This window comes from Arthrobacter sp. I3 (genome assembly GCF_000520575.1).
Lineage (GTDB): Bacteria > Actinomycetota > Actinomycetes > Actinomycetales > Micrococcaceae > Arthrobacter > Arthrobacter humicola_A.
In genome coordinates, this window is record NZ_KI914915.1 from 48,632 (window position 1) to 57,703 (window position 9,072).

Consider the following 9,072-nt stretch of genomic DNA (forward strand, 5'->3'; position numbering starts at 1 on the left):
GATCGGACCCTGCACCGCTGCGGCGCGTCATCGGCGAGGTCACCGGGGCCGGCGTCACGGTCTGGAAACGGGCCGACGGCGGAGCCGGCGCCGCCGGTTTTGCCGGTGCCGGTGTTGCCGGTGGGGACGTCGCGGGCGATGCCGGAGCCCAGGAGAAGCGGTTGGCGGCCGCACTGGAGGGTGTGGCGGCGCCCCGGGTTCTGGTCGTTGCCGATCAGCACGGGGGAATTGACGTCATCCCGCTGCAGGGCTGACCGGCCTGTCCTGAGCCTGGTCGGGCCAGGCAACCGAAGCACTCTGGTCAGCCGGTTGCGGCAGCGCTAATCGATCCGTGCCGGCTCCCCGGCCGGCCACAACAACGGAGAAATCAGGGATGCACCATGGCTGGCAAGTATGAGGTCTACAAAGACAAGTCCGGCGGATTCCGGTTCCGGCTTAAGGCCTCCAACGGCGAGGTGATCGCCTCCTCGGAGAGCTACAAGACCAAGGCGAGTGCCATGGGCGGGGTCGAGTCCGTCAAGAAGAACGCGGCCTTGCCGGTGGTCGATCTGACGGAGGCAACCGCTGAGAAGGGGTGAACCCGCAGGGCACGCGTCCGGTTGGGCCGGTCACCGCCTAGGATTGCCGCATGTCTACTTATGAAGTTACCCGCAGCGCAGTCATTCCAGCCCCGGCGCAGGACATCTTTCCGCTGGTCAACAGCTTCCACGAATGGACCAAATGGTCCCCTTGGGAGGCCGTTGATCCGGCCATGGAACGGAGCTACTCCGGCAGCGATTCCGGCGTCGGTGCCAAGTACACCTGGAGCGGAAACCGCAAGGCCGGCTCCGGCACCATGGAAATCGTGGACACTTCCGAGCCGCGCAACATCAAGATCCGTCTGGAATTCACCAAGCCCTTCAAAGCGGTCAACCCCACCTCCTTCACGTTCACGCCCTCCGGTGACGGCACCCAGGTCACCTGGACGATGACCGGGGAGAACAAGGGCATCGGCAAAGTGTTCGCCCTGTTCATGAACATGGACAAAATGGTCGGCGCCGACTTCGAAAAGGGCCTGGCCGCGCTGGCCGGCGCCGTGAAACAGCGACAGGCCTGAGCGGGGGGACGCCGCCGGGCGGGCCGTTCGGGCCGGGCGGCTCGTCATTCCCGGCACGTTGGCCGGTGTGCTGCTGCCGTTCAGGCCTGCCCGGTGGTCCGGACCAGTTCCGGGTGATGAATCCGGGCGACCTCGGGGTGGGCCCGCAGCCAGCCCTTGAGCACGTTTGCGCCGTAGGACGCGAGCATCGGATTGTCCGGATCATCGGTGACCCCCCGGGACCGGGCCGCGAGTGCGGGAGGCAGGGGCACTGGCTCAATGACGGCGTCAAGCCGGGGCGAGAAGAAGAAGGGGACCGTGTAGCGGTCGACGCCTGCCGGGGGCGCCTCGACGCGGTGGATGGTGGCGGCCAGGTAACCCTGGGTCGCGACTTCGAGCATTTCGCCCAGGTTGATGACCAGGGCCCCCGGAATGGGTTCGACCGGAATCCAGCTGTCCGTGCCCGGCGGGAGTACCTGCAGGCCGCCGACCTGGTCCTGGAGCAACAAGGTGACGAAGCCGTAGTCCGCGTGCGCGCCGACACCCTGCGGACCGGCATCAGCGACGACGCCGCCGACGTAGTGGACCAACTTGGCCATCCAGGCCGGTGAGTCCCGGAAGGGTTCATCGAAGTATCCTTCGGGCAGTTCCAGCGACACGGCGATGGCGCTGAGCAATTCGGCCCCGACGCCGGACATCCGTTCCGCCCAGGCCATGCACACGGTGCGCAGCTCGGGCAACGCCCGGTCCGGCATCAGGTTCGGCCCTTGGACCAGCCAGTACGGCTGATCCGGCGGGTAGTCCTCGACGGCGGGGCGCTCCGGTCCAAAATCCAGCTGCTCCCGCGCGTCCGGCCGCCCCTGGGTGATTTCGTGGCCCAGCCGCGTGTAACCGCGGAAATGGGGCGAGAGCCGGTTGTCCAGTTCCAGCCGTGATTCAAGCGGAAGCTCGAAAAAGCGCCGTGTGACGTCGAAGAGCTCATCCACCTCGGCGGCAGGGGCCCCGTAACCCGTCAGCTGGAAGAAGCCCACCCGGTGCGTGGCGTCGCGCAGGGCGTCAATAAACGCCGGGTCAAACGTGCCGTCCCGCCCCCTGGCGGTACTCAGGTCCAGGAGCGGAATGGAATCCGATGGTGCGCCCATGAGTGCAAACTACCACCACAGCATTCACTACTGAACTCATTCCCAGCAACTGTGCAGGGTCCTCGCGGGTTTTCTTGACTGCGGTGTGAGAGAGTGCAGACACTGAAGCCGCCAAGGCCACGCTGACAGGTCAATCAGAAAGCCGGAATCCATGAGCCGGACTGCCACGAAAAATCATCGACGAATCGCCGCGCGGCTGCTTGTTGCAGCAGTCCTGGTGGCATCGGCGGCGGCGTGCGAGCCGGGGCCGCCGGGCGGCAATCCGGGTCCCACTGCCGGTGGCACCGCCACCGCGGGGGCGGCGTCGAAGCCCGGGCACGTGTTCGTCATCAATCTCGAGAACAAGGGCTACAACAAGGTGTGGGGCGCAGGCTCGGAGGCCCCCTACCTGTCGCAGACGCTCCGCAGCCAGGGCGTCCTGCTTTCCAAGTACTACGGGATCGCCCACAATTCGAACCCGAACTACCTGGCCCAGATCTCCGGCCAGCCGTCCAACGCCATGACGAGGGAGGACTGCCCCACCTACGCCGCGTTTGAGCTGACGGGGACGGGCGCGCTCGGCCTGGCGGAGGGCGCCGGCTGCGTCTATCCGGCCTCGGTCCCCACGGTCGCCGGGCAGCTCAGTGCCGCAGGCAAGACCTGGAAGGGCTACATGGAAGACATGGGCACGCCGTGCCGTCATCCCGAACTCGGCGGGCATGACACCAGCCAGGGCGCCAAGGTGGGTGACCAGTACGCAACGCGGCACAACCCGTTCGTGTATTTCCAGGCCATCACCTCGTCACCGGACTGCCAGAGCAACGTGGTGGACTTCAGCGAACTCCGCGGCGACCTCAAGTCCGTAGCCACCACCCCCAACCTGTCCTACATCTCACCCAATCTTTGCAATGACGGCCACGACAACCCCTGCGTCGACGGCAGCGCAGGCGGACTGGCCACCGCCGACACTTGGCTGAGCCAGCAGGTCCCGGCCATCCTGGACTCCCCGGCCTTCAAACAGGACGGGATGCTGGTGATCACCTTCGACGAGTCCGAGGGCAAGACAGTTGGGCCCTCAGGGCTGCTGCCCGGAGGAACTGCCGGCGGCAGGATTGGTGCACTGGTCCTCTCGCCGCTCACCAAGGGCGGCACGACGTCGGACCGGCCGTACAACCACTTCAGCCTCCTGGCCAGCATCGAAGACGCCTTCTCGCTCCCGCGCCTCGGATACGCCGGGGCGCCGGGCCTGGACAGTTTCGGCGGGGACGTCTTCAATGCGGGGTCCTAGCGCGTCACCTATCTCCTAGCGGCAGCGCCGGCGGTCAGCACCGACCCGGCAGGACCGGCCGCTAATGCTCCGCAGGTCCCGAACCGTTGGGGGGCGCCTCCTGGCCGTATTCGGCCGAGATCAGGATGGGCAGGTGGTCCGAGGCGCCGCGGGGCAGCGTCTCCACGCTTTCGATCTCCAGCCCCTGGGAAGTGGCAAAATCAAAATGGCCCTTGAAGACCTTGTACCGGGTATAGGTCCGGCGGTCACTCATCGTAAGGTCGTAGCCGGCGTCCTTCATCTTCTCGGTCAGGGACTTGGTGAAGAACGGATAGTTGAAGTCGCCCACCATCAGTGACATCAGCCCGCCACCCATGCTGAGCAGCTCGGCGTGGGCGGCATGGATCTGGTTCCGCCGCAGAGAGTTCGATGCCGTCAGCGGCGCCGCGTGGAAGGACGCGATGACGAGTTCGTGGTCGGTCTCGTTATCGGTCACACGAGTGCCGATGAGCCGCTCGTGCGCGGGGGAGAGGACACGGTCGTGCATGGACTTCTTAAGGGCGAAGGTCTTGGTCTCGTAGGCCGTGAAACGGCTCATGCGGTAATAGATCGCCAGGCCCAGCCGGTTGCCCTTGGTGGAATCGGCCAGGTGCAGATCCCCGATGGTCTCCGGCAGATCGTCCGTATCGCACTCCTGGAGGCACAAAGCATCAATCTCGAAATCACGTGCCAGATCGACCAGCTCGCCGCTGGCCGCGTGCTTGCGGAGGTTGTAGCTGATGACTCTAAGCAGGGGGAGCACCTCTTCGGTGAATAGTCGTTAAAACCTCACCTGAGTCTACCCAGTCCGAGCGGATCGGTTGGGAAAAGCGCAGCGCGCGTCCGGGGTCCGCGCCGGATCGGAGCCGGAAACACAGCGGCCGGGAACACTGAAAGCGCAGCAGGATAGTGTGTTCTGGAATCACCAGCCATGCGAAAGGGCGGACGTTGACTGCTGCACTACCGGAACTTGCCGAGGGCGATTTCTACTACGAGGTCCTGGGGGACGGGCGGTTCCGCTCCACCATCCACGCCCAAGGCGCCTGGAACGAACACGAGCAGCACATGGCCCCCGCGTCCGGCATCATGGCCGACCGCCTGGCCGGGCACGAGCCCCGCGAAGATATGCGCATGGCGCGGCTCAGCTACGAAATCCTCGGGCTGATCCCCGGCGGTGAGTTCGAGATCGTGACCTCCACCCTGCGCCCGGGCCGGACCATCGAACTGGTGCAGGCCGAGCTCGTTTCCGGCGGGCGCACGGCCATTCGCGCCACGGCCTGGCGGATGATCACCTCTGACACGTCCGCCATCGCGGCCTTCGAGGATCCCAGGATTCCGGCGCCGGAGGACTGCGAGCCGTACGACGCCGCGGCCGTCTGGCCCGGCGGCTACATCGCCTCCCTGCACATGCGGATCGCCGAGGGCCACCGGGCGGGCTCGGGAACCGTCTGGCTGCGCACCGACTACCCGCTGACAGACCGGGCGGACAGCGGCGACCTCGCCCGGCTCGTCGGCCTCGTGGACACGGCGAACGGCATTGCCGCCCGGGTCCCGCCGGGCAAGGGCAGCTACGCCTTCCCCAACCTGGACCTGCAGATCCACATGTACCGGCAGCCGGAGGGGGAGTGGCTGGGGCTGGACAACGAAGTCACGTTCGGTACGGACGGGATCGGGCTCACCTCCACGGTGCTGCATGACCTCACGGGCCCGTTCGGACGCGCCGAACAGATCCTGACGCTGCGCAGGTCCTAGCTCAGTGGAAGACGAGCCAGCCGGCCAACGTGGCCAGCGCCGTCAACACGGCACCCCACAGGATGTCCACGACGATCAGCTGCCACGGCCACGTCTTGAGCGTGGCGGCATTTGTCAGATCGTAGGTGGCGTAGCCAAACACGCCCAGCGCGGCACCGTAGCCCACAGCGCTGAGCCAGCTGCCGCCGTCGAGCGCCGGCGTCAGGGCAAAGAACACGATCCCGGCAATGTAGATCACGTAGAACACCACCGCGTAACCTAGATTGGGCTTGTCGGCCATCAGGTCACCAATCTGGCGGCGGTAGAACGGGTTCATCGTCTTGAGCCAGATGGCGTCGATGACGGCGAATGCGGCGGCTACGACGAGGAATTGCAGAATGACCATAAGGGAGCATAACAACATGCCGCAGGCGCCAGCCGGGTCCCGGACACTGACGGTGGTGCGGCAGCAGGAATCACTTGGCGCCGCGGCCGACCTCGACTTCGCGCTCGGGCTCCTCCAGAAGGTCAAGACCGGCTCACTCGGTCCCACCTTGCGGCTGTACCGGCCGGTCCCCACGGTCGCCTTCGGCCAGCGCGACACGCACCTGCCTGGCTTCGAGGCCGCCGCCAACGCCTGCCGGCAGCTGGGCTTCGAGCCGCTGGTCCGCAAGGCCGGCGGCCGCGCGGCGGCCTACCACGAACGATCGCTCGTCGTCGACCATCTGGAACCCGATGCGGACGCGATTGCCGGGGCCAAGGGGAGGTTTTCGCGGTTCGGCGAACTGCTCGCCGGGGCACTGCGCGATGCCGGGGTGGATGCCGGCGTCGGCGAGATCCCGGGGGAGTACTGCCCCGGGGAGTTCAGCGTGCACGGCAGCGACCCGGAGGTCCCCGAACACCGGATCAAGCTGGTCGGCACCGCCCAGCGGGTGGTCGCCGGCGGCTGGCTCTTCAGCTCCGTGATCGTGGTGGCGGACTCCGCCCCGATCCGCGCAGTCCTGGAGGCCAGCTACGCCGCCCTTGGCCTCGAATGGGACCCCGCGACGGCCGGCGCGGCCGATGACCTGGTGCCGGGCCTCGACGTCGATGCGGTCGAGGCCGCGGTGATCGCCGCCTACGGACGCTACGCCCCGCTCAGCTACGCGGAGTTCTCGAGCCTGCTCTGAGCCTCATCCAGCGGTGACCCCGCCGGGCGGCGTCCCGCCACTGGCGCAAAGACGCTGCCCAGATTGCGGTACTTCGCCAGACGCCGGGGGAGCAGTTCGTTGACTCCGGCGCCGGTGAGCGTGGCGAGTTCGTACTCGATGGCCCGGCCGAGGCGCAGGCAGAAGGCCTGCGCCTCGTCGGCGGCATCGGGCCGCTCGTCCACGATGTGCTCCACGAGTCCGTTGGCGTGCAGGGATGCGGCATTGACGCCTTGGGCCTCGGACATGGCCGGGGCGAAATCCGTGTTCCGGTGGACGATGGCGCTGGCGCCTTCGGGCGGCAAAGGAGACAGCCAGGCGTGCTGGGCGGCGATGGTGCGGTCCGCGGGCAAGAGGGCCAGTGCCCCGCCGCCGGATCCCTGTCCGAGCAGTACGGACAGCGTGGGTGCGTTGAGTCCGATGAGGTCGTGCAGGGAGCGGGCGATCTCGCCGGCCAGGCCGCCTTCCTCGGCCTCCTGGGACAGGGCAGCACCGGCGGTGTCGATGATGGTGACCAGCGGGAGCCCGAGTTCCTCGGCGAGGCGCATGCCGCGCCGGGCCTCCCGGAGGGACGCCGGCCCCATCGCGGTCTGTCCCAATGCCGTCTGTCCCATGCCCGTCGGCCGCGTCGCCCGCGGTCGGGTGTGGCCGATCAGGACGCAGGATTCCCTGCCGAAACGGGCCAGGGCCAGCTGGAGGCCGGGGTCCTTTTCGCCCTGGCCGGTGCCGTTAAGCGGAAGCACGTCCCGGGCCCCGTGCGCCAGCAACTGCCGGACATCCGGCCGGCGGGGGTCGCGGGAAATACCGATCGACTCCCAGGCGCCGGCGCCGGACGGCTTCACGGACAGTGTGGCGGGCGCGGCGACCGGCGGGCGGGGCCCGGTGACCAGGATGCCCAAGGCGCGGTCGACGACGTCGGACAGCTGCGAGGGCGGGACCACCGCGTCAATCAGCCCTTTGTCGAAAAGGTTCTCGGCCGTCTGGACGTTCTCCGGGAACGGGGTGGCGTGGAGGGCCTCGTAGACCCGGGGTCCGAGGAAGCCGAGCAGGGCGCCGGGCTCGGCGGCGGTGATATGGCCGAGGGACCCCCACGAGGCCATGACGCCTCCCGTGGTGGGATGACGCAGGTAGACCAGGTAGGGCAGCCCGGCCTTGCGGTGGGTGCGGACGGCGGCGCTGATCTTGACCATGGAGAGGAACGCGATGGTCCCTTCCTGCATGCGGGTCCCGCCCGACGCGGGGCCGGCGAGAAGGGGCAGGCCCTCGCGGGTGGCCCGTTCGACGGCGGTGACGATCCGTTCCGCGGCGGCCTGGCCGATGGAGCCGGCGAGGAACCGGAACTCGCTGACGATGACGGCCACCCGGCGGCCGCGGATCAGACCTTCGCCGGTACGGACGGATTCGTCCACGCCGGTCCTGGCCCGGGCGGCGGCCAGTTCCTGCCGGTACTCGGGGCCGGGATCGGGGTCCAGCACTGGCGCGTCCCAGCTGCGGTAGGACCCGGGATCGAGGACCGCGGCGATGAGTTCGGTGGCGTCCAGGTGCCGGACCTTCTGCCGGGTCAGCATGCCCGGGGGCCTTCCTGGCCGGCGACTGTGGCCGCGCCTGATCGGGCGCCGGCTGGGGTGCCGGGTGTCACCCCCAGCCACCGCCGGATCTGCTCCCCATCCTGGTCCAGCAGCGGCGGTGCGGTGTGGGACGTCAACGTGGTTTCGGTGGTGCCGGCGGCGCTGAAGAACCGCAGCGGCGGCCCGGGCAGGCTCACGGTGCCGAGGATCTTATGCTCGACGTCGATCACCAGACCCTGCGAGTGGACCTGTTCCCATTCGTAGACTTCGGCCAGGGTTCTGACCTTGCCGGCCGGGATGCCGGCGTCGTTGAGTTTGGTGAGCAGCGGCTCGGCCTCGAAATCGGAGAAAACCTGCTCCACTTCTTCGATGACTTTCTCGCGGTTGCGCACGCGGTCCGCATTGGTGGCGAACTCCGGCCGCGCGGCGTCGATCCCGAACGTCGAGGCGAACGTTTTCCAGAGCTTCTCGCTTCCCACGCTGATCTGCACCCTGCCCTGCCGGCAGTGGAACAGTCCGTAGGGGGCAATGGACGGGTGGTGGTTGCCCTGCGCCTGCGGCACTTCGCCCGCAACCGTGGCCCGGGTGCCCTGGAAGGCATGGACCCCGACCAGGGCCGCGAGCAATGAGGTGCGGACGATCTGGCCCTGGCCGGTCCGCTCACGCTGGAGCAGCGCCGCGAGGGTGCCGAACGCCCCGTACATGCCGGAGAGGAGGTCGGCGATGGGGACCCCGACCCGCTGCGGATCGTCCGGCCCGGATCCGGTCAGGGACATCAGCCCGGCCTCGCCCTGGAGGATCTGGTCGTAGCCGCTGCGCTGGGATTCGGGCCCGTCGTGCCCGAATCCTGTGATGGAGAGGACCACCAGTGCCGGATTCAGGGTTTGCATCTGCGCGGCGGAGAATCCGAGCCGGTCCAGGACGCCGGGACGGAAGTTCTCGATGACCACGTCGGCGCGTTCCAGCAGCTCCCGCAGCACTGCCCGCCCGTCGTCGCTCTTCAAGTCCAGGGCAATGGATTCCTTGTTGCGGTTGCAGGACAGGAAATACGTGGCCTGCGGATCATCCTCGGGGCCCACGAATG

General features: G+C 67.9%; 10 protein-coding genes and 1 pseudogene. 6 read left to right on the forward strand and 5 right to left on the reverse strand.

The genetic code is table 11. The features are described from left to right. From Y706_RS29170 to Y706_RS0107930, 3 genes and pseudogenes are all read left to right on the forward strand, one after another. Positions 1–254, forward strand: a pseudogene (locus Y706_RS29170) (hypothetical protein); the annotation flags it as partial. Positions 255–380: 126 nt separating this feature from the next. Continuing rightward, positions 381–578: a YegP family protein gene (locus Y706_RS0107925; protein WP_028276177.1), complete on the forward strand. Its 198-nt coding sequence runs from the start codon at positions 381–383 to the stop codon at positions 576–578. A gap of 50 nt (positions 579–628) precedes the next feature. Further along, positions 629–1,096 (forward strand): SRPBCC family protein, encoded by a 468-nt coding sequence (locus Y706_RS0107930; RefSeq protein ID WP_028276178.1) that lies wholly within the window; start codon positions 629–631, stop codon positions 1,094–1,096. An 80-nt stretch (positions 1,097–1,176) separates the two neighbouring features. Here Y706_RS0107930 and Y706_RS0107935 read toward each other — a convergent pair whose 3' ends face one another. Beyond that, a complete protein-coding gene (locus Y706_RS0107935; RefSeq protein ID WP_028276179.1) occupies positions 1,177–2,217 on the reverse strand; it encodes an isopenicillin N synthase family dioxygenase in 1,041 nt (346 codons plus the stop codon). A 151-nt stretch (positions 2,218–2,368) separates the two neighbouring features. On the opposite strand from Y706_RS0107935, the gene Y706_RS0107940 reads away from it, so the two are divergent. After that, a complete protein-coding gene (locus Y706_RS0107940; protein ID WP_028276180.1) occupies positions 2,369–3,484 on the forward strand; it encodes an alkaline phosphatase family protein in 1,116 nt (371 codons plus the stop codon). Between the two features lie 61 nt (positions 3,485–3,545). Here the strand turns inward: Y706_RS0107940 and Y706_RS0107945 are convergent, their stop codons facing one another. Then, complete coding sequence (locus Y706_RS0107945) at positions 3,546–4,265, reverse strand: endonuclease/exonuclease/phosphatase family protein (RefSeq protein ID WP_028276181.1); 720 nt, start codon at positions 4,263–4,265, stop codon at positions 3,546–3,548. 185 nt (positions 4,266–4,450) lie between these two features. Here Y706_RS0107945 and Y706_RS0107950 point away from each other — a divergent pair, with 185 nt between their 5' ends. Further along, positions 4,451–5,254, forward strand: coding sequence for a thioesterase family protein (locus Y706_RS0107950; protein ID WP_028276182.1), 804 nt, complete (start codon positions 4,451–4,453; stop codon positions 5,252–5,254). Between the two features lies 1 nt (position 5,255). Here the strand turns inward: Y706_RS0107950 and Y706_RS0107955 are convergent, their stop codons facing one another. Further along, positions 5,256–5,639, reverse strand: coding sequence for a DUF2177 family protein (locus Y706_RS0107955; protein ID WP_028276183.1), 384 nt, complete (start codon positions 5,637–5,639; stop codon positions 5,256–5,258). Between the two features lie 16 nt (positions 5,640–5,655). Between Y706_RS0107955 and Y706_RS0107960 the strand changes: the two genes are divergently transcribed. After that, complete coding sequence (locus tag Y706_RS0107960) at positions 5,656–6,402, forward strand: lipoate--protein ligase family protein (protein ID WP_028276184.1); 747 nt, start codon at positions 5,656–5,658, stop codon at positions 6,400–6,402. On the opposite strand, the gene Y706_RS24260 is transcribed toward Y706_RS0107960, so the two are convergent. Both Y706_RS24260 and Y706_RS24265 read right to left on the reverse strand, forming a co-directional pair. After that, positions 6,375–7,988, reverse strand: a complete 1,614-nt coding sequence (locus tag Y706_RS24260; protein ID WP_084475991.1) for a carboxyl transferase domain-containing protein — start codon at positions 7,986–7,988, stop codon at positions 6,375–6,377. The two genes, Y706_RS0107960 and Y706_RS24260, sit on opposite strands and share 28 nt — an antisense overlap. Beyond that, a partial coding sequence (locus tag Y706_RS24265) for a CaiB/BaiF CoA transferase family protein (protein ID WP_043435402.1) occupies positions 7,982–9,072 on the reverse strand: 1,091 nt, incomplete at its 5' end. The genes Y706_RS24260 and Y706_RS24265, both read right to left, overlap by 7 nt.